This window comes from Lysobacter oryzae DSM 21044 (genome assembly GCF_059568595.1).
Genome location: NZ_JCANTQ010000009.1, coordinates 221,541 through 241,280, shown reverse-complemented (window position 1 = coordinate 241,280; position 19,740 = coordinate 221,541). Strand labels below are relative to the sequence as shown.

The following is a 19,740-nucleotide window of genomic DNA, read 5'->3' as shown; positions in this document are numbered from 1 at the left end:
TTGCAGGGCCTGTCGACTGCGCGGGCGATGCGAAAGCGTGCCAATTAGCGGGTTATTCGCAGGTCCCGGCAGGCATGCGGGACAAGGTTCAGTTTGGTGAGCGCGCGCTGACGCGACCGCCGGACGCGCGATTCCGGTGTCGGCGGCGATGGTCGTTGTCGAAGCCCGGCGCGGCCCGGGGCGCCGCTCAGGCGGCGACGAATCCCGCTTCGGCGGCCGAACGGTCCGCGTGGTACGACGAGCGCACCAGCGGGCCCGAGGCGACGTGGTTGAAGCCCAGCCCGTAACCGTAGGTTTCCAGCTGCTTGAACTCGTCCGGCGTCCAGTAGCGCATGACCGGATGGTGGTGCGCGGTCGGCTGCAGGTACTGGCCGATGGTGACCATGTCGACATCGTGGGCGCGCAGGTCGCGCAAGGTGGCCTGGACCTGCTCCATGGTCTCGCCCAGGCCCAGCATGATGCCGCTCTTGGTCGGCAGCTCGGGATGCTGCTGCTTGAACTTCTGCAGCAGCGTCAGCGACCACTGGTAGTCGGCGCCCGGGCGCACATTGGTGTACAGGTCCGGCACCGTCTCGATGTTGTGGTTGAACACATCCGGCGGGTTGGCCTTGAGGATCTCCAGCGCGCGTTCCATGCGGCCCTTGCCGCGGAAGTCGGGCGTGAGGATCTCGATCTTGGTGCGCGGGCTGAATTCGCGGATCGCGGCGATGCAGTCGACGAAGTGGGAGGCACCGCCGTCGCGCAGGTCGTCGCGGTCGACCGAGGTCACCACGACGTACTTCAGGGCCATGTCCTTGATCGTCTGCGCCAGGTGCAACGGTTCGGCCGGATCCGGCGGCTTCGGCCGGCCGTGGGCAACGTCGCAGAACGAGCAGCGGCGCGTGCAGACCTCGCCGAGGATCATGAAGGTCGCGGTGCCGTGGCTGAAGCACTCGTGGATGTTGGGGCAGCTGGCTTCCTCGCACACCGTGACCAGGCGGTTCTCGCGCAGCTTGGCCTTGAGCTGCTGCACCGAGTTGCCCGAGGGAATCCGCACCCGGATCCACGACGGCTTGCGCAGCACCGGCGCATCGGCGAACTGCACCGGCGAACGGCCGATCTTGTCGCCGCCGAGCTGCTTGGCGCCTGGTTCCAACGCGGTCGGCGTATCGGCGCCCACGACGGCGAGCGGAATGGTCTTGGTGGCGGAGTCGGTCGTCATCGGGTTTTCGCTCTTGCTGCCTGCTGCCGCTCCGCCGGGGCGGATGCGATCAAATCGCCTGTCGCGTGCTGTCGCGCTCCGCGAGGTCCTTGCCGGCGTGGTAGCCACCGGCAAACACCAGGAACGCCACGGCCAATGCCGCCAACGCGGCCCAGGTCATCCTGTTCACGTTCTTCATGCAGGGTCCTTTGCAAGGAGATGGGTTGCGAAGTCCGCCGGCGCGGCCTGCACGCTCAGCCCGAACAGGCGGGCGACGTGCTGCAGCAGGATCGGCTTGACCGCGTCCAGGCCGGACGGGCCGCCCAAGTCTAGCATCGAGGTCACCTGCAACCCCGCGTATCCACACGGATTTATCCGCATGAAGGGCTCCAGGTCCATGGCGATGTTGAAGGCCAGGCCGTGGAAGGTGCAGCCGTGGCGCACCCGGATGCCCAGCGCGCCGATCTTGGCCCCGTTCACGTAGACACCAGGGGCGCCCTCGCGGCGTTCGGCGTGGATGTTCCAGTCGGCGAGCGTGTCGATCATCGCCTGCTCGATCCGGCACACGTAATCCTTCACCCCGACCTTGAGCCGGCGCAGGTCGAGCAGCGGATACAGCACGATCTGGCCGGGGCCGTGGTAGGTGACCTGGCCGCCGCGGTCGACGTGCAGCACCGGAATGTCGCCCGGCATCAGCACGTGCTCGTCCTTGCCGGCCTGGCCCAGGGTGAAGACCGGATCGTGTTCGACCAGCCAGAGCTCATCGGGCGTGTGGTCGCCACGCGTGTCGGTGAACGCCTGCATCGCGCGCCACACCGGCTCGTAGGCCCGGCGGCCCAGATCGCGCAGCAGCGCCGGGGACTTCTCCCGCTCGCTCGGCTCGGTTACCGCGCAGGCCGGGCTGGTTACAGCGTCCACTTCACTTCCGGGTGGTCACGCAGCACCTGGTGGGCCAGGTCGTACTGCTCGCGGCTCACGGCGCGGAAGGCGATCCGCACGGAGACGTAACGGCCGTTGGAGGAGTGCTTCCAGCTGATCGATTCGTGCTCGACCTCGAGGCCGGCATCGAGCAGGCGGCGCGGCAGCTCCGTTTCCAGGCCCTTGTCCGCGGCACCCATCGCCGACAGCTCGAAGGTGCCCGGGAACTGGAAGCCGTGTTCCGGATTGTCGGACTTGATCTCCATGCGCGGATTATGGGCGCCGGGGGCGGCGAACCCAAGCGCGCGGGCGCCGCGACGGCGGAACGGGACGTTCCAGCCGCCAATGAAAAGGGCTGCCCGGAGGCAGCCCTTGCAGACGTCCCGGGCAGGGAACCGCATCAGCGCTTGGACAGTTCCAGCAGGGTGGACGACACCCAGCCCTTGTTGCCCAGCTCGTCCTCGACCTCCCACATCACGCCCTGCTTGGTGCCGGTGGGGTACAGCATCATGCCGACGTCGAGCGAACGGACCACCTTCTTGCCGTCCGCCGCCGTGAACAGACGCGCGGGCTTGGTCACCGTCACCGCCTGCTGCGCGCTGGCCGCCGAAGCGCTGTCGGGCAGGCCGCCGAGCTGGCTGACGATGTCGGTGTAGGCCTGCAGGTAGGCCATGGTGACCACCTGGCCGATCTCGGTATTGGCGTAACCACCCACCCCCGCGCCGCCCAGGCCGCTGCCGCCGAACAGGCCGCCGCCGACGCCGAAGCCGATGTCGGTCTTCCTGGCGCTGCCCTCGGCCATGGCCACCTGCTCGGACGAGCGCACGTCGGTGACGGTCAGCACCACGTCGGCGGTCTTCTTCTTGAAATTCACCGCGCCGCCCAGCGCCGCACCGCGGCTGCCGCCGAGCAGACCACCGACGAGCGCGCCCACGCCGCTGCCGCCGGCATTGCTGTTCTGCGCGATCAGGTCGGGGACCATCACGTAGTCGGCCGCCTTGATCTGGCCCTTGCCGACGTTCGAGCGGCCGCGCAGCTCGCCGCTGGAGGCCAGTTCGCGCTCGCGCATCGCCGCGTCCATGCCGGCACCGCGATCGACCAGGGTGAAGCAGCGCGACTTGTTGACGAACACCTTGATCAGCTTCGACGGCGCCGGCAGCTGCTGCCCGGTCCACCAGTTGGTGGCGTCCTCGGGTTCGAGCACCGAGATGGTGCCGAGCTTCTTCGCGCAGACCGGGATCTGCTGCATCTGCTCCTTGCGCATGTCCTGCGCGCTCTGGCGTTGCGCCAGCGCCGGCGCGGCGGCCGTCGCGAGCAGGCTGCCGAGCAGGCAGATGCGGAGAAGCGTGTGGTTCGTGCCGTTGGTCATGTCCGTTCCCTTGTGGTGATTCCAGAAACGCAATGGCCGACCCGTGCTGGGTCGGCCACCGGTTCGATGCCCGAAAAGAACGTGAACGTGCGCGGATTCCGGACAGCGGCCCGGATGCCCGGCGGTTCGCGGAGCCGAGGCTCAGTCGGACTCCCACCACATCCAGAATTCGTCCCACAGGCGCTTGAAGAAGCCGCCCTCTTCCACCGCGTTGATCGCCACCAGCGGACGCTGCGCGATCACCTTGCCATCAAGCACGACCTTGACCGTGCCGATCTTCTGGCCCTGCTTGATCGGTGCGACCAGCGTCTTGGGCACGTCCATCGATGGCTTCAGCTGCGCGTAGCGGCCGCGCGGCACCGTGACCAGCAGCGGTTGGGCGACACCAAGCTGCACTTGGTCGCTCGCGCCCTTCCACACCTTCTGCTTGGCGATCGACTTGCCGGCGTCGTACAGCTTGTGGGTCTCGAAGAAGCGGAAGCCCCAGTTGAGAAGCGCCTGGCTGTCGCTGGTGCGCTGGTCGTCCGAAGTCGATCCCATCACCACGCTGATCAGGCGCTGGTCGCCGCGCTTGGCCGAGGCCATCAGGCAATAGCCGGCGCCGGAGTGGTGGCCGGTCTTGATGCCGTCGACGGTCGGATCCAGCCACAGCAGGCGATTGCGGTTGGGCTGGGTGATCGGACCGACGGTGAATTCCTTGATCTTGTTGTAGGCGTAGGTCTCGGGGAAATCGCGGATGAAGGCGCGGCCGAGCAAGGCGAGATCGCGCGCGGTCGAGTAGTGCTCGGGCGCCGACAGGCCGGTGGCGTTGACGAAGTGCGAGTTCTTCATGCCGATGCGCGCGGCGTAGGCGTTCATCAGCGAGGCGAAGGTCTGCTCGCTGCCGGCGACGTGCTCGGCCAGCGCGATCGCCGCGTCGTTGCCGGACTGGATCGCCATGCCCTTTTCCATCTGCTCCAGCGGCGCGGTCTTGTTGACCTCGAAGCCGCTGTAGCTGCCGTCGGTGCCGGCGCCGCCGGTGCGCCAGGCGTTCTCGCTCATCATCACCTGGTCGGTGGGCTTGACCTTGCCGCCGGCGACTTCCGCGGCGATCACGTAACTGGTCATCACCTTGGTGATGCTCGCCGGTTCCAGGCGGGTGTCGTAGCTGTCGCCGGCCAGCACGTTGCCGCTGGCGAAATCCATCAGCACCCACGAGGTACCCGTGATCTTCGGCGCCGGCGGCACCGGCAGCGCATCGCTGGCTGGCGGAAGCGCGGGCTTGGGCGCGGGCGCCTGCGCCAGGGCAAGGCCCAGCGTCGAGGTGAGCAGGAGGGCGGCGAGGGCGAAGCGCGATTGGAGCCGGCGCGAGGTCATTGGGCGCGAGGTCATTGCGGGAATTACTCCGGCGGCCGGCATGGGCGGCCTGTTACTGCGGGGGAAGAGGCGTCAAGGCGAAGCGAAAAACAAAACACGGAAATCTGGTGCGGGCTTGCGCCGGCTCCACGCCGGCCCGGCACGCGATCGCGGGCCGATCCTACTCCCGCACGCGTTGCGGCGTCCCGAAGCCCAGGCCAGCGATGCGCGCGGCGAGTTCCGGGGCGGCGGCGGCGGCCAGCGGGCCCACGCGCAGGCGCCAGATCCTGCGGCCGTTGGCGTCGCCGTCGGCGAGCGCGGCCGAATCGATGCCGGCGCCCTGCAGCAGGGCCAGTGCCCGGTCGGCATTGGCACGGGCGGAGAACGAGGCCACCTGCAGGACCACGCGCTCGCCGCGGGGCTGGGTGGCCGCGGGAGGCGCGCCGGCCGTGGCGTCCGCTGCCGCCGCCGTGCCCGCTAGCGCCGGCTTGCCTGTTGCGATGCGGACCTGGCGTGCCTTCATCCACGCGTCGAATTCGGCCGCGGTCATGGTCCGGCCGTCCTGGCGCATGTCGAAACGATGCTCGACGGCGCTCGCGGGCGCACCCGGTCGTTCCGCCGCTGCCACCGTGGCGACGGGGATGGCCGCGACCAGCTTGTCGATCGCGCTGGGGACGAAATCGTGGGACTTGGCCGGCGCCGGTTCGCGCTTCGCGACGGCGTGCGCGTCCTGCAGGTCGCGCGGCGTGAGCGCGCGCACTTCCACGCGCGCGGTGCCGTTCCTGACGTACCCGAGCTTGGTGGCCGCGGCGTAGCTCAGGTCGATCAGACGACCCTCGTGGAAGGGCCCGCGATCGTTCACGCGCACGATCACCGACTTGCCGTTGTCGAGGTTGGTCACGCGCGCGAAGCTCGGCAGCGGCAGCGTCTTGTGCGCGGCGCTGAAGGCGTACATGTCGTACACCTCCAGGTTCGAGGTGCGCCGGCCGTGGAATTTCTTGCCATAGAAGGATGCAACGCCGGTCTCGACGTAGCCTTCGGCTTCATCCATCACCTCGTACTTCTTGCCCAGCACGGCGTAGTTGCGGCGGTTGCCGACCGGCGAGCGCGGCTCGTCGGTCACCTCCGGCTCGGGAATGGCGTCGACGTCCGGAATGTCGTCGGGGACGCTGTCGCGCACCCCGGGCGCATACAGGCCGCCCGCGACATAGTCGCCGCGCTTGCCCGGATCTTCCTGCGCGGGTGCATACGGCGACTTGCGCCGCGGTGCGGTCGCGGTTTCCGCCTTGCTTTCGGGTTTGGCCGCCGCGGCGGGCGGCGGCGCGGATTTCTTCGGTGCGCCGGCGCAGGCCGCGAGGCCCAGTGCCAAGGCTGCGAGTAGACCGCTCATCCTGAGCCAGTGGAAGTGCCTCATGCGCCCGGCTGCCCGTTCTGCGTGTCCGCCGGCACCACTGCCGGCGCGACGCTCTCCGCCGGCTGCGCGATCAGCTGCGACAGCTGGTACACGGCGGTGGCGTAGCGGATCGAGTTGTTGTAGCTCCAGATCGCGCGGAAATTGCGGAACGTCAGCCAGTACTCCGGACTGTCGCCATCGAGCACGATCGGCGCGGCGGTGATGTTGGCCGGCACCGGCTCGAGCGGCTTGTAGCCGGCCTGCTCGAGCGTGGCCAGGGTGTGGATCGGATCGCCCTGCGAATCGACCAGCGCGACCGCGCCCGGCACGTAGCTGGCGCGCGCCATCACCGGCTGCCCGCGCACCCACCCGCCCTTCTTCACGAAGTAGTTGGCGACCGAGGCGAACACGTCGTCGAGGTCGTTGAACAGATCGCGCATGCCGTCGCCATCGCCATCGACGGCATAGGCGCGGTAGCTCGAGGGCATGAACTGCCCCCAGCCCATCGCGCCGGCGTAGCTGCCGGTGAGCGTGGTGATGTCCAGTCCGGTTTCCTTGCCCAGCTTCATCAGCTGCGCGAGTTCGTCGCGGAAGAAGGCTTCGCGCTGGTTCTCGCGCGCGACCTTGTCGGGCAGATTGGTGCGCGGGTAATTGAAGGCGAGCGTGTACAGCGCGTCCAGCACCGAGGTCTTGCCGGTGTTGCTGCCCCAGCCCGTCTCGACGCCAAGGATGGCGACGATGACTTCCGCCGGCACGCCGTACTGGCCTTCCACCCGCGCCAACTGGTCGCGGTGCTCGGCGAGGAAGGCACGGCCGCCGTCGATGCGTTGCTGGGTGACGAAGATCGGACGGTAGTCGCGCCACGGCTTGGTTTCGGCCGGTCGCGCCATCGCGGTGATCGTGGCCTCGCGGATCTGGGCGCGCGCGAGCACCGATTCGATGTAGGCGGCGTCGAGTCCGTACTTGGTGGCGGTCTCCGCGACGAAGGCCGCGCGGACTTCGTCACTGGGCGGTTGCGGCGGCGGCAACGGCGTGGAGATCGCGTCGGCCGGGGTCATGCCCGGCGCGACCGGAGCTGCAGCCGGCTTGGCGGCGGCGCGCTTGTGGGTGGAGTGCGAAGGCGGTGCCTGGGTGGCGCAGGCTGCGAGTGCGAGGCTCATCAGGCCGACCAATGCCGGCCGAACCGTCTTGAGCCGCGCACTGGAAAGGGACGGGCATCGGGTCATCGCGGCCGAGGGTAGCACGCGGCCCTGAGACGAAAAACCCTTGTTTTCCGCAGCATGAACGCGATGGTCAGCTTCGCCGGTTGGCCTAGCGCACGTCGCACCGCTCAGCGTGCATGCACCGGTCGATGCGCCTGCACCGCCATCACCACGCCCAGGCCGGCGAGCAGCGACACCGCCGAGGTGCCGCCGTAGCTCAGCAGCGGCATCGGCACGCCCACCACCGGCAGCAGGCCGGCGATCATGCCGCCGTTGACGATCACGTACACGCAGAACGCCAGGCCCAGCGCGCCGGCGACCAGGCGCGAATAGCCGTCGCGCGCGCCGGCCGCGATCCACAGGCAGCGGCCGATCACGAACAGGTACAGCGACAGCACCAGCACCACGCCGAGCCAGCCGAATTCCTCGCTGAACACCGCGAAGATGAAATCGGTGGTGTGCTCGGGGATGTAGTTGAGGTGCGACTGCGATCCCTGGCCCCAGCCGGTGCCGGTGACGCCGCCGCCACCGATGGCGATCTTCGACTGGATGATGTTCCAGCCGGTACCGAGGGGATCGGATTCGGGATTGAGGAAGGTGAGGATGCGGTCCTTCTGGTACGGGCGCAGCAGCCAGAACCACGCCACCGGCGCGATCGCGGCGATCGCGCTGAACGCCGCGCCGAACCACCACCACGGCAGTCCCGCCAGGTACAGCACGAACGCACCGCTGATCCCGACCAGCATCGCGGTGCCGAAGTCGGGCTGCAGCAGGATCAGTCCGGTCGGCACGCCGATGATCACCGCGGCGACGAGCACGACGCCGAAGCGCGGCGGCAACGGCCGGCGGTTGAGGTACCACGCGACCATCATCGGCAGACTCAGCTTGAGCACCTCGGCCGGCTGGAAATAGAACACGCCAAGGTTGATCCACAGGTTGCCGTGCTTGCCCTGCCCGATCACCAGCACGATCAGCAGCGGGATGAGCGACAGCGCGTACACCCACGGCGTCCAGTTGCGCAGTTGCGTCGGCGGCAGGCGCGACAGCATCCACATCACGCCCAGGCCCATGGCGAAACGCGAACCCTGCGCGAGCACGAGCCGCGTGGACTGGTCGCCGGCGCTGTACAGCACCGCCAGGCCGATCGCCATCAATGCGAGCAGGGCGCCGAGCAGCGGCAGGTCCAGCGTGCGCGTGAAGCGCAGCAGCAGGTCGAACAGCCAGCGCAGGATCAGTCTCATCGCGTCGGCTCCGTGGCCGGCGGCGCGGGCGCGGCGGGCGGAGGTACCGGCGCCGGCGCGGTGCCTTGCGGTTTCGCCTCGGCATCGCGCGCGGGCGCGCCCGGCGGCGCCGCGGTCGTGCCGGGCGCATGCGCCGGCGGCGTGGCGGCCTGCGTCGGCGTCGGCGTCGGCGTCGGCGTCGGCGTGGGCGCAGCGTTCGGCGGTTGCACCGCGGCCGGCGGCGTGCGCCCGGCCATCAGGATCCCGCCCTGCGGTGAACGCGTCACGCCTTCTACCGGTTCGGGCATCTTGCCCAGCAGCCAGGCGTCGAACAGCTTGCGCGCGATCGGACCGGCGGAGGACGCGCCGAAGCCGCCGTGCTCGACGGAAATGGCGACCGCGATGGTCGGGTTGTCCGCGGGCGCGTAACCGACGAACAGGGCCTGGTGGCGCAGGTTGTACGGCAGCGAGTGCGGGTCGAAGCTGACGTTGCCCTTGCGGCTGATCTTCTGCGCGGTGCCGGTCTTGCCCGCCATCATGTACGGCGCGCCGTGCGCCATCGAGGCGCCCGTGCCGCCGCCGTGGATCGTCGCGATCATGCCTTCCTGGACCGCACGCAGGTGGCTGGCGTTGTCGGTGATGCGCACCGGCGCCGGTTGCGGCAGCGGCGTCCAAGGCCGGTCGTAGCCGTCGCGGCGATCGTCGACCAGGTGCAGGCGGTGCAATTCGCCGCCGTTGGCGATCGCGCCGGTGCCGCGCACCAGTTGCAGCACGGTCGCGACCCAATAGCCCTGGCCGATGCCGGCGTTGACCGTCTCGCCCGGATACCAGTTTTCCTTCGAGCGCTTGCGCTTCCACTCCGGCGACGGCACCACGCCGACGTTCTCGCCGGCGAGGTCGATGCCGGTCTTGGCGCCGAAGCCGTACTTGTACATGTACTCGTCGAAGCGCTGGATCCCCATCTCGTAGGCCAGCTTGTAGTAGTAGAAGTTCACCGATTGCGAGATCGACTTGCGCAGGTCGGTCCAGCCCGCGCCGCCGTGCGCGTCGCGCCAGCCGCGGCGCTGTCCGGGAATGTAGAAGGTGCCGGTGGAGAACACCTTGGATTCGGGCGTGCGCAGGCCGCTGTCGAGGCCGGCCAGGCCGATCAGCGGCTTCACCGTCGAACCCGGCGGCCCGCCGCCGAGCACGTTGCGGTTGAACAGCGGCCGCGACGGGTCGTCCATCAGCGTGCGGTAGTCGTTGTGCGAGATGCCGTTGACGAACAGGTTGGTGTCGTAGCCGGGCAGGCTGACCATCGCCAGGATCTCGCCGGTGCGCGGGTCGATCGCCACCGCGGAGCCGTCCATGTCGCCGAACGCGGTGACCATCGCCTGCTGCAGGTCGAGATCGATGCTCAGGCGCAGGTCGGCGCCCGGTTGCGCGGGTACGCGCCCGGCCGAGCGCATCGGCCGGCCATCGACATTGGTGACGATCTTCTCGTAGCCGATCTTGCCGCGCAGGTCCTGTTCGTAGAAGCGCTCCAGCCCGGTCTTGCCGACGTGGCTCAGCGCCGCGTCGCTCTCGCTCATGGTCTTGAGGTCGTTGGCGTCGACGCGGCCGACGTAACCGATCACGTGCGAGAGCAGTTCGCCGTAAAGATAGCGGCGGTTGAGGTAGGACTGCAGTTCGATGCCGGGAAAGCGCCAGCGGTCGACCGCGAAGCGCGCGGCCTCCTCCTCGGTCAGGCGCAGCTTCAGCGTCACCGGCTTGTAGCCGCGGGCGACGTGGCGGTTGGCCTCGTAACTGGCGATGTCCTCGGGCGAGAGCGCGACGATCTTCGCCAGCTCCGGCAGCCACCGCTTGCTGTCGCCGGCCTCGTATGGAGTGACGTCGAGACGGTAGGCCGGCACGTTGTCGGCGAGGATGCGGCCCTTGCGGTCGTAGATCAGCCCGCGCGCGGGCACCACCGGGCGCAGCTTGATGCGGTTCTCTTCCGAGCGCGTGGCGTATTCGCTGTGCTGCCACACCTGCAGGCGGAAGTACCACAGCGCCAGCCCGCCCAGCGCCAGCAGCACGCCCATGAAGGCGACGAAGGCGCGGCGCCGGAACTGGTCGGCTTCCAGCGCGGCGTTCTTGAGCACACGGCGGCGCGGGCGGAACGACGACATCAGCGCCTCCGCAGCCCGCCCATGCGCAGCCCGTCGAGGAGCACGAACACCGGCCCCCACAACAGCATCCCCACCAGCGGCGAGAACCACGACAGCGAGGTCGGCACCGCTTCGCCCAGCGCCACGTGCACGGCGGTGGTGACGATGCGGTCATTGAGCAGCAGCGCGCCGATTGCCAGGGCCTGCTGCGACATCGGGAAGAAGCGCAGCCGCGCGCGGAAGCGCTGCAGGATGAAGGTGATCACCACCAGCCGCAGCGCCTGTTCGCCGAACAGGCTGCCGATGACCAGGTCGGCGACCAGTCCGACCAGGAAGGCGAAACCCAGGCCGACCCGGTCGGGATCTTCCATCACCCAGTAGGCCATCACGAGCGCCAGCCAGTACGGGCGCAACGCCTGCAGCAGCGGCGGCACCGGCAGCAAGGCGAGCAGCAGCGCGGCGAGCAGGCTGAGCGGCAGGATCCAGGGCGAACGCGAACGCATCAGCGCTGCTCCTCCGGCGGGGTGGCCGGCTTGGCGTCGGCCGGCGTGGCGGCCGGCTGCGCTTCCCGGTCATCCGCGGCCGGCGGCGACGATGCCGGAACCTGGACGGGCGGCGCGGTCGAAGACTTCGCGGGCGCCGGCGCGGCCGTCGTCCTGGTGCGGGGCGAGTTGGCCGGCGCCGTGGCGCTCGTCTTCGCATCGGCCGGCTTGGCGGTCTCGGCAGGCGTCGAGGGTGCGGGCGCAGGCGGCAGTCCGCCGATCACCGGCCGCGCCGGCAGGGTGCGTAGCAGCAGCACGTCGCGGCCGCGGTCGAGCTGGGCGGCGGGCTTCACGTCGCCCACCAGGAAGGCGCGGCTGTCGTCGGGCCGCAGGGCGGTGATCGTGCCGACCGGGAAGCCGGCGGCGAAGCGCCCGCCCAGGCCCGAGGTCACCAGCACGTCGCCGACCTTGACGTCGCTGGACAGCGGCACGCTCGCCAGCGCGAGCTGGTCGGCCCGGCCGGTGCCGTACGCGACCAGGCGCACGCCGTTGCGCGCGATCGCCACCGGAATGGCGTGGTCGGGGTCGGTCAGCAGCAGCACGGTCGACTGCAGCTGGGCTACCTCGATGATCTGTCCGAGCACACCGCCGGCGTCGATCACGGTCTGGCCCACCCGCACGCCATCGCTGCTCCCGGCACGCAGCACCAGGCGCTGGCGGGTCGGATCGAGGTCGATGTCGAGCACCGGCGCCAGCTGCACGTCGAGGCTGCCCTGCTCGGACGCGCCGAGCAGGCCGCGCAGGCGTGCGTTGTCCGCGTTCACCGTGGCCAGCCGCGCCATGCGCGCGCGCGTGACCAGCAGCTCGTTGCGCAGGCGACGGTTCTCGGCGGTGAGCTGGCCGAGCGTGCCGGCGTCGTTGGAAACGGTCTGGACCACGCGCCCAGGCAGGCCGGCGACGGCACGGACCGGCTGCACCAGCGCCTGCGCCTGCTGGCGCGTGCGCGCAAGCCAGCCGCCGCGGTGGTCGAGCACGATCAGGACGACCGCCAGGGTGAGATACGCCAGCAGCCGCAGGGTCGCGGCGATCTCGCCGGAGCGGCTTGCGGAAGGACCGGCGTAGGAAGGCACGTCAGCGGATCAACTGGAAGAAGGGTCGGAAGGAGCGATGCGGCGGATGCGCATGGCTAGCACTGCATTGTGCGCAAAGCCGGGAGACGATGTGTGGCGGTGGTCGAGCTTCCGCACAGCGCCTCCCGCGCTCCGGTCAATTCGTTCCGATCATTCCGGCGCGAAGAACTCGTTGCCGTGCATGTCGACCAGCTCCAGCGCGCGGCCGCCGCCGCGGGCCACGCAGGTCAGCGGATCGTCGGCCACCTGCACGTGCAGGCCGGTCTCGTCGCTGATCAGGCGATCCAGGTCGCGCAGCAGCGCGCCACCGCCGGTCAGGACGATGCCGCGCTCGGCGACGTCGGCGCACAGTTCCGGCGGGGTCTGCTCCAGGGCCAGCTTGATCGCGGCCACGATGCCGGCCAGCGGTTCGCGCAGCGCCTCGTAGACCTCGTTGGAGTTGATCTTCACCATCTTCGGCACGCCCTCGGCGAGGTTGCGGCCGGAGACCTCCATCGAGCGTGGGTCCTTCTGCGGCACCGCGCAGCCGATCTCGAGCTTGATGCGCTCGGCGGTGGTTTCGCCGATCAGGGTGCCGTAGGTACGGCGGACGTAGCTGATGATGGCTTCGTCGAAGCGGTCGCCGCCGATGCGCACCGACTGCGAGTAGACGATGCCGTTCAGGGCGATGACCGCGACTTCGGTGGTGCCGCCGCCGATGTCCACGACCATCGAACCGCGCGCCTCGGTCACCGGCATGCCGGCGCCGATCGCGGCGGCCATGGGCTCCTCGATCAGGTAGACCTCGCGCGCGCCGGCCTCCTCGGCCGATTCCTTGATCGCGCGGCGCTCGACCTGGGTCGAGCCGCAGGGCACGCACACCAGCACGCGCGGGCTGGGACGCAGGAAGCGCGACTTGTGCACCTTGCGGATGAAGTACTTGAGCATTTCCTCGGTGTAGGTGAAGTCGGCGATGACGCCGTCCTTCATCGGGCGGATCGTGTTGATGTGGCCCGGGGTGCGGCCGAGCATCTGCTTGGCCTCCGAACCGACCGCCGCCACCGAGCGGTTACCGCCGATCAGGCGGTCCTGGCGCACCGCCACCACGGACGGCTCGTTCAGCACGATGCCCTGGCCGCGCACGTAGATGAGGGTGTTGGCCGTGCCCAGGTCGATGGACAGGTCATTGGAGAACATGCCGCGGAACTTCTTGAACATCGGGGAATTGACCGTTTTGGCCGGCGTTCTGCCGACTGGGGGATGGGGGCACGAAGAGCCCGGTAGACTACGCCCAGCCCCTTGTCCAGACAAGGAAATTTTGCCCAAAAAGCGCATTGGCGCTGGCCCGGGCAGGGGCCAGCGGCTACCCTACGCGCCGCGCGGCGACCGCCGCCCCGGACATGCCCCGGACCGACCCCGATTCACTCTTCAGCTCGGCCCCACCCCCGGGGCTCCCCACCAGGACGATTTGCCGATGGCAGCCTTGATCTGCGGCTCGCTGGCCTACGACACCATCATGGTGTTCCCGGACCAGTTCAAGAACCACATCCTTCCGGACAAGGTGCACATCCTCAACGTGTCCTTCCTGGTGCCGCGCATGCGCCGCGAATTCGGCGGCTGCGCCGGCAACATCGCCTATAACCTCAAGCTGCTGGGCGGCGAGCCGATCCCGATGGCGACGGTCGGCCAGGACTTCGGCCCGTACCGCGAGCACTTCGAGCAGATGGGCGTGCGCCTGGACCGCATCAAGGTGATCGACGAGCTGTTCACCCCGCAGGCCTTCATCACCACCGACCACGACAACAACCAGATCACCGCCTTCCACCCGGGCGCGATGATGCGGTCGTACGAGAACCACGTGAAGGACGTGCCCGGCGTCAGCTTCGGCATCGTCAGCCCCGACGGCCGCGAAGGCATGCTGCAGAACGCGAAGGAATTCGCCGACGCCGGCATCCCCTTCATCTTCGACCCGGGCCAGGCCATGCCGTTGTTCAACGGCGCCGAGCTGCGCGACTTCATCGAGCTGGCCGACTACGTCACCGTCAACGACTACGAATCCAACCTGCTGCAGGAGCGCACCGGCTGGAGCGAGAAGGACATCGTGTCGCGGGTGAAGGCCTACATCTGCACCCGCGGCCCGAAGGGCGCGGAGATCCACACCGCCAAGGAAAAGCTCAACGTGCCGCCGGCGCACGAGCGCCGCGTCACCGATCCGACCGGCTGCGGCGACGCCTTCCGCGCGGGCCTGATCTTCGGCATCGAGAAGGGCTACGACTGGATGACCATCGGCCGCATCGGCAACCTGATGGGCGCGCTGAAGGTCGAGCATCCCGGCACCCAGAACCAGCGCTTCGACTACGACGAATTCGCCGAGCAGTTCAAGCAGCAGTTCGGCTACGCGCTGTAGGCATCGGCGGACACGACACCGGCCGTGGCGACGGCGCGGACATCACCAGCGCCTCGTCTAGGCCGCGGCGCGCGCTTCGACTACGACGAATTCGCCGAGCAGTTCAAGCAGCAGTTCGGCTACGCGCTGTAGGCATCGGCGCGGAGAGTTCGCCGGGCAGGTTCAAGCAGCAGTCCGGCTACGCGCTCCGATGGCGTTCGCAGCCTGAAAAGAGAGGCCGCCTCCGGGCGGCCTTTCCGGTTTTTGTGCCCGCGCCGATGCGATCCTAGGCGTCGCGCGATCTCGAGGTGACTGCATGCACGACATGACCCAAGGCTCCATTCCCCGGCACCTGTTGCGGATGGCGGTGCCGATCGCGATCGGCATGCTGTTCCAGACGGCATACGTGCTGATCGACCTGTACTTCGTCGCGCGCCTGGGCGGTGCGGCCATCGCCGGCGTCAGCGCCGCGGGCAACCTGCAGTTCATCGTCATGGGCATCACCCAGGTGCTCGGCGTAGGCACGATGGCGTTGATCGCGCAGGCGGTGGGCCGCAAGGACCAGGCCGACGCCAACCTGGTGTTCAACCAGAGCCTGCTGCTGTCGGCTGGCTGCGGCGTGCTGGTTCTGCTCGCCGGCTACGCGTTCGCCGCGGGCTTCATGCGCACCTTCGGCGCCGATGCCGCCACCGCGGCGGCCGGCACCACGTACCTGTACTGGTTCCTGCCCGGCCTGGCCCTGCAGTTCGCACTGATCTCGATGGGCTCGGCCCTGCGCGGCACCGGCATCGCCAAGCCGACGATGCTCGTGCAGATGGTGACCGTGGTGCTGAACGCGGTGCTGGCGCCGGTGCTGATCGCCGGCTGGGGTACCGGGATCGCGCTTGGCGTGGCGGGCGCGGCCCTGGCCAGCTCGCTGTCGATCGGCGTCGGCGTCGTGCTGATGACGCTGTATTTCGCGCGGCTCGAGCACTACGTCGGTTTCGACCGGTCGCTGCAGCGCGCGCGTCCGGACGTGTGGAAGCGCATCCTGCGCATCGGCCTGCCCCCCGGCGGCGAATTCCTGCTGATGTTCGTGTTCATCGGCGTGGTGTACTGGGTGATCCGCGATTTCGGCGCCAATGCGCAAGCGGGCTTCGGGATCGGATCGCGGGTCATGCAGGCCGCGTTCCTGCCGGTCATGGCGATCGCCTTCGCGGCATCGCCGGTCGCCGCGCAGAACTTCGGCGCGGGCCACGCGCAGCGCGTGCGCGAGACCTTCCGCATCGCGGCGTGGTACGGCGGCGTGATCATGCTGGGGCTCACCCTGCTGTGCCAATGGCGGCCGGAACTGCTGGTGCGCGGGTTCACCCACGACGCCGGCGTGCTCGCCGTGGCCAGCGAGTTCCTCGCTTACATCTCGTGGAATTTCCTCGCCTCCGGCCTGGTGTTCACCTGTTCGGGCATGTTCCAGGCGCTGGGCAACACGCTGCCGGCGTTGTTCAGCACCGCCACGCGCCTGCTCACCTTCGGCGTGCCGGCGCTGTGGCTGTCGCGCCAGCCCGGCTTCGAGCTGCGCCAGCTGTGGCTGCTGTCGATGGCGACGGTGGCGTTGCAGGCGATCGTGAGCCTGGGGCTGCTGCGGCGGGAATTCCGGCGGCGGTTGCCGGCCGCGACCGCGCGCACCACCGCCGCGGCGCAGCCAGCGACCGAATGAAACCAGCCACCACGCGCGAGCCAGAGGCCGCCTTGGAGCGGCTTCTGTTTTTTCGGCATGGTGCTTACGGCGTGTACTTGAACCGGCTGACGATGATCTCTACCGGCTGCCTGTTCGACGGCACCGCGTACAGCCACAGGTTCATGTGTACCGGCATCGCCGCATGGGCGATGCGCTTGGCGTAATCGGCCGGCGCGAAGGTCCAGTCGGCGATGGGATAGCGGTTGTCGTCGTAATGGCCGTGCGTGGACTGGTAGCGGATGTAGCTGGGCTGCCAGATGAAGCGGTGCGTGCTGAGGTCGCCGCTGAGCGCCAGCGGGAACGTGTTGCCCGAGGGGCCCAGCGACTGCTGCACCGGCCACGCGGTGTAGTTGAGCATGTCCGCGCTTGGGTCGCCCCAGCGGGCGAACTCGATGTCGATCTCGTTGGTGGCGTCGACGCCGACGTCGGCGGTGGGATAGTTGAACAATCCCAGCACCACGTTGCGGTCGAGCAGGTCGACGCGCCCCTTCAACTGGAACTGGTAGGTGCCGTAACCCAGGCGCGTGTCGCTGACGATCTCGGCGGCGCACCACTTGTTGCCCTTGGATTTGGTGAGGCGCAGGTGCAGCTCGCCGTTGGCATCGACGAATGCGTTGGCCTCGCACCAGTTGTTGTTGCGCGGGCCGCCTACGCCGTTCGGGCGCACGGTCCAGCTCATACCGGAGAACAGCAGCGTCTTCGCCGCGCACACCGGCGCAGCCACCAGGCCAATCAGGCCCGCCAGTGCGGGCGCCATCCAACCGCTGGGCAAACGATCCATCACCTGCTCCTCAGTCGTGGCCGGCGATTCGCGTGCGCGCTGCCGTGCCGGCCGCCATGCAGGGCGTCCGCGAAAGGTACGCGGCAACCCGGGAGCGCCGCCATGGCCCTCCCGGGTGAGGCTTACATCACATGCGCCAGCCAGAGCAGCTCGGGCTGGGCCAGCTTCTCGAACTCCTCGTACGGCATGCGCACGGCGTCGGTATGCGAGCCGGCGTTGAACGCGATCTCAGGCTGCTGCGCGAGGCGCGAATCGACGTATACCGGCATCCCGTAGAGGTGGCCGAACGGCGGCATCGCCCCGAGTTCGCAATCGGCGAAGGCGTCCTTGAATTCGGTTTCGCTGGCCAGCTCGACCAAGCCGCCGCCGAGCGCGCGGGACAGCCGGGTGAGATCGACGCGATAGGCCGCGGGCATCACCATCATCGCCAGCTTGCCGTCCACCTTGAGCATCACCGTCTTGGCGAACTGTTGCTGGTGGATGTGCGACGCGGCGGCGGTCTCGTGCGCGGTCACGGTGCGGTCGTGCACGACCGTCTGGTAAGGCGAGTGGTGCTCGTCGAGCAGGTTGTGCAGGCGTGGGGACAACATGACTCCCTCCGCGTGGCATCCGCCTTAAGTCCGGCGCGGCGGCGCCGCTGGTGGACGCGGCGCGCGCATCCTGCGGCGCCGACCGGGCGCCGCGGGGCCTGCAGCCACTGCGCGAAAACGCCGTCGCGACGAGACTACTCCGCCTGCGGTTGCCCCGCGTGAAACACTTGTTGTGCGGCGTGTCGTCGCGCGGCGGCGGCGTCGCGCCGGGTCACCACTTGGGCAGCTTGCCCGGATCCAGGCCGCCGACTTCGAACAGCGCCGTGCGCTTGCCGCCCATCTTCACCGGGAACTCGATGGTCATGGTCTTCGCGCTGCCGGCCATGCGCCACAACGCGCGCTCGTCCTCGATGAACATCGCGATCGCCTCGTCGGTCTTCGGACGCGAGGCGGCCATCGCCCTGGGCGCCTTGTCGTCGAGGGTGACCTGGACCTTGCAACCGCCGTAGCAGTCGAAGTCGCCGTTCTCCAGCACCAGGTAACTGCTGCGTCCCCACGATGGGTGGTCGCGGAAGATCAACCGCACCGGTTGCGCCGTGCCGACGCCGGTGTCCACCGGCTTCTTCGAATAGATCGCCGCGGACAGCTGGTTGCCGCCCTTCACCGCCACGCTCTGGTACTCCCACAGCGCCGCCATGCGTTGCTGCTCGCGCGCCTGCTCCGCCTTGGCCTTGGCTTCCTCGTATTGCGGGCGGATGCGCGCGGTCACCGGGCTGTCGGGGTACATGACCACCAGCTCCTCGCCGTGCGCGCGCGCGAGCAGCCAGTTGTGCTGCGCGTACTGCGCGTCGAACTGCTTGCCCAGCTCCTGCGCCTTCTGTTCCTTGGCCGCGGCCTGCGCGGCGGTGGCGGCCTGCGCGGCGGCCTGCTGCTGCTCGGCGGACTCGCAGGCGGTCAGGACCATGATGGCGGCGAGCAGGAGAGCGAATCGGATCGGTTTCATCGCGTCGGAGTTCCGGAAGGCGTTTCGATCAATGCGGTGACCGCGGCCGCGACCGCATCGGGCCGCTCCACGATGGACATGTGCCCGCAGCCGTCGAGCAGCACCTGCCGCGCCTGCGGAATGCGCGCAGCGTACAGGCCCGATGCGCTGGAATCGATCACCGCATCCTGCCGGCACCACAGCAGCAGCGTGGGCTGGCGGATGCGCGCGGCTTCCACGCCCGGCAGGAAACGTTCGGGGCCGCGGCCGATGCGATCGAGCACGGCCTGCTCGAACGGGGCGTCGCGGCGGCGGCGCGCGATCAGGCCGCTGGAGGCCGGCCAGGGAATGACCGGCTTGGCGGCGGCGTCGTGGAAGACGGTGTCGAGGTAACGCCGCAGCGAGGCCGGATCGGAGACGGCGAACGGGTTGCGGCCGGCCAGCACTTCGCGGCCGAACTCGTTGTCCGCGAAGCGCACGCCGGCGGCGTCGAACAGGCCCACGCGCGCGACATCACGCGGGTGCCGGGCCGCGACGAGGGCGACGATGCCACCACCCATCGAATGACCGAGCAGGACCACCGGGCGATCCGGCGCGAGCGTGCGCACGAAGGCATCGACGCGGGCGCCCTGCGCGGCGAAACCGTAGTCCTGTCCGGCCCGGCGTTCGCTCCCGCCCCAGCCGGGCAGGTCCGGGATCAGCAGCCGGTACTGCCCACGCAGGCGACGCGCAAGCGGGTACCAGTTCTCCTTGCTGCCGGTGAAGCCGTGCACCATCACCACGACCGGCGCGCCGCGCGGGGCGTCGTCGCTGTATGCGTAGACCCAGCGGTGGCCGGCCACCTCGACGCTGCCCTGCGACAGGCCCGCGCCCAGCCGTTGCCGCGCGAATTCCAGGCGTACCAATCGATATGGGTCCAGCGCGACCGCGAGCGCCGCGGCGGCAACCAGCAGCGCAAGCAGTACGGCCGCCACGAGGGCGGCCGTACGCAGGGAACGACGCATCCG

At 69.2% G+C, this 19,740-nt stretch carries 19 protein-coding genes; 2 read left to right on the top strand and 17 right to left on the bottom strand.

The window, feature by feature from the left end:
* Nucleotides 1–187: 187 nt before the first annotated feature.
* From lipA to BP05_RS04735, 13 genes are all read right to left on the bottom strand, one after another.
* The gene (lipA, locus tag BP05_RS04795) at nucleotides 188–1,201 is read right to left on the bottom strand and encodes a lipoyl synthase (RefSeq protein ID WP_496361015.1); all 1,014 of its coding nucleotides are present in this window, start codon (nucleotides 1,199–1,201) and stop codon (nucleotides 188–190) included.
* Nucleotides 1,202–1,250: 49 nt separating this feature from the next.
* Complete coding sequence (locus BP05_RS04790) at nucleotides 1,251–1,379, bottom strand: hypothetical protein (protein ID WP_496361013.1); 129 nt, start codon at nucleotides 1,377–1,379, stop codon at nucleotides 1,251–1,253.
* Nucleotides 1,376–2,098, bottom strand: coding sequence for a lipoyl(octanoyl) transferase LipB (gene lipB, locus BP05_RS04785; protein ID WP_496361011.1), 723 nt, complete (start codon nucleotides 2,096–2,098; stop codon nucleotides 1,376–1,378). Before lipB ends, BP05_RS04790 begins: the two co-directional genes overlap by 4 nt.
* Nucleotides 2,086–2,364 carry a DUF493 family protein gene (locus tag BP05_RS04780; protein ID WP_496361009.1) on the bottom strand — a complete coding sequence of 93 codons (279 nt, stop codon included), beginning with the start codon at nucleotides 2,362–2,364 and terminating at the stop codon, nucleotides 2,086–2,088. Before BP05_RS04780 ends, lipB begins: the two co-directional genes overlap by 13 nt.
* 134 nt (nucleotides 2,365–2,498) lie before the next feature.
* On the bottom strand, nucleotides 2,499–3,467 hold the full coding sequence (locus tag BP05_RS04775; protein ID WP_496361007.1) for a CsgG/HfaB family protein: 969 nt from the start codon (nucleotides 3,465–3,467) through the stop codon (nucleotides 2,499–2,501).
* Between the two features lie 141 nt (nucleotides 3,468–3,608).
* The gene (locus BP05_RS04770; RefSeq protein ID WP_496361518.1) at nucleotides 3,609–4,823 is read right to left on the bottom strand and encodes a D-alanyl-D-alanine carboxypeptidase family protein; all 1,215 of its coding nucleotides are present in this window, start codon (nucleotides 4,821–4,823) and stop codon (nucleotides 3,609–3,611) included.
* A gap of 160 nt (nucleotides 4,824–4,983) precedes the next feature.
* On the bottom strand, nucleotides 4,984–6,192 hold the full coding sequence (locus tag BP05_RS04765; protein ID WP_496361005.1) for a septal ring lytic transglycosylase RlpA family protein: 1,209 nt from the start codon (nucleotides 6,190–6,192) through the stop codon (nucleotides 4,984–4,986).
* Nucleotides 6,193–6,212: 20 nt separating this feature from the next.
* The gene (mltB, locus tag BP05_RS04760) at nucleotides 6,213–7,355 is read right to left on the bottom strand and encodes a lytic murein transglycosylase B (RefSeq protein ID WP_496361003.1); all 1,143 of its coding nucleotides are present in this window, start codon (nucleotides 7,353–7,355) and stop codon (nucleotides 6,213–6,215) included.
* Between the two features lie 170 nt (nucleotides 7,356–7,525).
* Nucleotides 7,526–8,638, bottom strand: a complete 1,113-nt coding sequence (gene rodA, locus BP05_RS04755; protein WP_496361001.1) for a rod shape-determining protein RodA — start codon at nucleotides 8,636–8,638, stop codon at nucleotides 7,526–7,528.
* The gene (gene mrdA / locus BP05_RS04750) at nucleotides 8,635–10,767 is read right to left on the bottom strand and encodes a penicillin-binding protein 2 (protein WP_496360999.1); all 2,133 of its coding nucleotides are present in this window, start codon (nucleotides 10,765–10,767) and stop codon (nucleotides 8,635–8,637) included. The genes rodA and mrdA overlap by 4 nt, the downstream gene beginning before the upstream one ends.
* Nucleotides 10,767–11,252: a rod shape-determining protein MreD gene (mreD, locus tag BP05_RS04745; RefSeq protein WP_496361516.1), complete on the bottom strand. Its 486-nt coding sequence runs from the start codon at nucleotides 11,250–11,252 to the stop codon at nucleotides 10,767–10,769. The genes mrdA and mreD overlap by 1 nt, the downstream gene beginning before the upstream one ends.
* Complete coding sequence (gene mreC / locus BP05_RS04740; protein WP_496360997.1) at nucleotides 11,249–12,358, bottom strand: rod shape-determining protein MreC; 1,110 nt, start codon at nucleotides 12,356–12,358, stop codon at nucleotides 11,249–11,251. The genes mreD and mreC overlap by 4 nt, the downstream gene beginning before the upstream one ends.
* 150 nt (nucleotides 12,359–12,508) lie before the next feature.
* Nucleotides 12,509–13,555, bottom strand: coding sequence for a rod shape-determining protein (locus BP05_RS04735; protein WP_496360995.1), 1,047 nt, complete (start codon nucleotides 13,553–13,555; stop codon nucleotides 12,509–12,511).
* A 256-nt stretch (nucleotides 13,556–13,811) separates the two neighbouring features.
* Here BP05_RS04735 and BP05_RS04730 point away from each other — a divergent pair, with 256 nt between their 5' ends.
* Nucleotides 13,812–14,744, top strand: coding sequence for a carbohydrate kinase family protein (locus BP05_RS04730; protein WP_496360993.1), 933 nt, complete (start codon nucleotides 13,812–13,814; stop codon nucleotides 14,742–14,744).
* Nucleotides 14,745–15,048: 304 nt separating this feature from the next.
* Entirely contained in the window at nucleotides 15,049–16,419 is a 1,371-nt protein-coding gene (locus BP05_RS04725) for an MATE family efflux transporter (RefSeq protein WP_496360991.1), read from the top strand.
* Nucleotides 16,420–16,483: 64 nt separating this feature from the next.
* Here BP05_RS04725 and BP05_RS04720 read toward each other — a convergent pair whose 3' ends face one another.
* The 4 genes from BP05_RS04720 to BP05_RS04705 all read right to left on the bottom strand — a co-directional run bounded on the left by BP05_RS04720 (nucleotide 16,484) and on the right by BP05_RS04705 (nucleotide 19,737).
* A complete protein-coding gene (locus BP05_RS04720; RefSeq protein WP_496360989.1) occupies nucleotides 16,484–17,221 on the bottom strand; it encodes a glycoside hydrolase family 16 protein in 738 nt (245 codons plus the stop codon).
* Nucleotides 17,222–17,343: 122 nt separating this feature from the next.
* Complete coding sequence (locus tag BP05_RS04715; protein WP_496360987.1) at nucleotides 17,344–17,811, bottom strand: aminoacyl-tRNA deacylase; 468 nt, start codon at nucleotides 17,809–17,811, stop codon at nucleotides 17,344–17,346.
* Between the two features lie 211 nt (nucleotides 17,812–18,022).
* The gene (locus tag BP05_RS04710; protein ID WP_496360986.1) at nucleotides 18,023–18,754 is read right to left on the bottom strand and encodes a hypothetical protein; all 732 of its coding nucleotides are present in this window, start codon (nucleotides 18,752–18,754) and stop codon (nucleotides 18,023–18,025) included.
* A complete protein-coding gene (locus tag BP05_RS04705) occupies nucleotides 18,751–19,737 on the bottom strand; it encodes an alpha/beta fold hydrolase (RefSeq protein WP_496360984.1) in 987 nt (328 codons plus the stop codon). The genes BP05_RS04710 and BP05_RS04705 overlap by 4 nt, the downstream gene beginning before the upstream one ends.
* Between the last annotated feature and the right edge of the window lie 3 nt (nucleotides 19,738–19,740).

Excerpts from the sequence above, each read along its gene's own strand:
- BP05_RS04775 (WP_496361007.1), bottom strand. The coding sequence starts at position 3,467 with ATGACCAACGGCACGAACCACACGCTTCTCCGCATCTGCCTGCTCGGC.
- mltB (WP_496361003.1), bottom strand. The coding sequence starts at position 7,355 with ATGAGCCTCGCACTCGCAGCCTGCGCCACCCAGGCACCGCCTTCGCAC.
- BP05_RS04725 (WP_496360991.1), top strand. The coding sequence starts at position 15,049 with ATGACCCAAGGCTCCATTCCCCGGCACCTGTTGCGGATGGCGGTGCCG.
- rodA (WP_496361001.1), bottom strand. The coding sequence starts at position 8,638 with ATGAGACTGATCCTGCGCTGGCTGTTCGACCTGCTGCTGCGCTTCACG.
- BP05_RS04770 (WP_496361518.1), bottom strand. The coding sequence starts at position 4,823 with ATGACCTCGCGCCGGCTCCAATCGCGCTTCGCCCTCGCCGCCCTCCTG.
- BP05_RS04735 (WP_496360995.1), bottom strand. The coding sequence starts at position 13,555 with ATGTTCAAGAAGTTCCGCGGCATGTTCTCCAATGACCTGTCCATCGAC.
- BP05_RS04790 (WP_496361013.1), bottom strand. The coding sequence starts at position 1,379 with ATGAAGAACGTGAACAGGATGACCTGGGCCGCGTTGGCGGCATTGGCC.
- BP05_RS04710 (WP_496360986.1), bottom strand. The coding sequence starts at position 18,754 with ATGAAACCGATCCGATTCGCTCTCCTGCTCGCCGCCATCATGGTCCTG.
- BP05_RS04705 (WP_496360984.1), bottom strand. The coding sequence starts at position 19,737 with ATGCGTCGTTCCCTGCGTACGGCCGCCCTCGTGGCGGCCGTACTGCTT.
- BP05_RS04720 (WP_496360989.1), bottom strand. The coding sequence starts at position 17,221 with ATGGATCGTTTGCCCAGCGGTTGGATGGCGCCCGCACTGGCGGGCCTG.
- BP05_RS04765 (WP_496361005.1), bottom strand. The coding sequence starts at position 6,192 with ATGAGCGGTCTACTCGCAGCCTTGGCACTGGGCCTCGCGGCCTGCGCC.
- mrdA (WP_496360999.1), bottom strand. The coding sequence starts at position 10,767 with ATGTCGTCGTTCCGCCCGCGCCGCCGTGTGCTCAAGAACGCCGCGCTG.
- BP05_RS04780 (WP_496361009.1), bottom strand. The coding sequence starts at position 2,364 with ATGGAGATCAAGTCCGACAATCCGGAACACGGCTTCCAGTTCCCGGGC.
- BP05_RS04730 (WP_496360993.1), top strand. The coding sequence starts at position 13,812 with ATGGCAGCCTTGATCTGCGGCTCGCTGGCCTACGACACCATCATGGTG.
- BP05_RS04715 (WP_496360987.1), bottom strand. The coding sequence starts at position 17,811 with ATGTTGTCCCCACGCCTGCACAACCTGCTCGACGAGCACCACTCGCCT.
- lipA (WP_496361015.1), bottom strand. The coding sequence starts at position 1,201 with ATGACGACCGACTCCGCCACCAAGACCATTCCGCTCGCCGTCGTGGGC.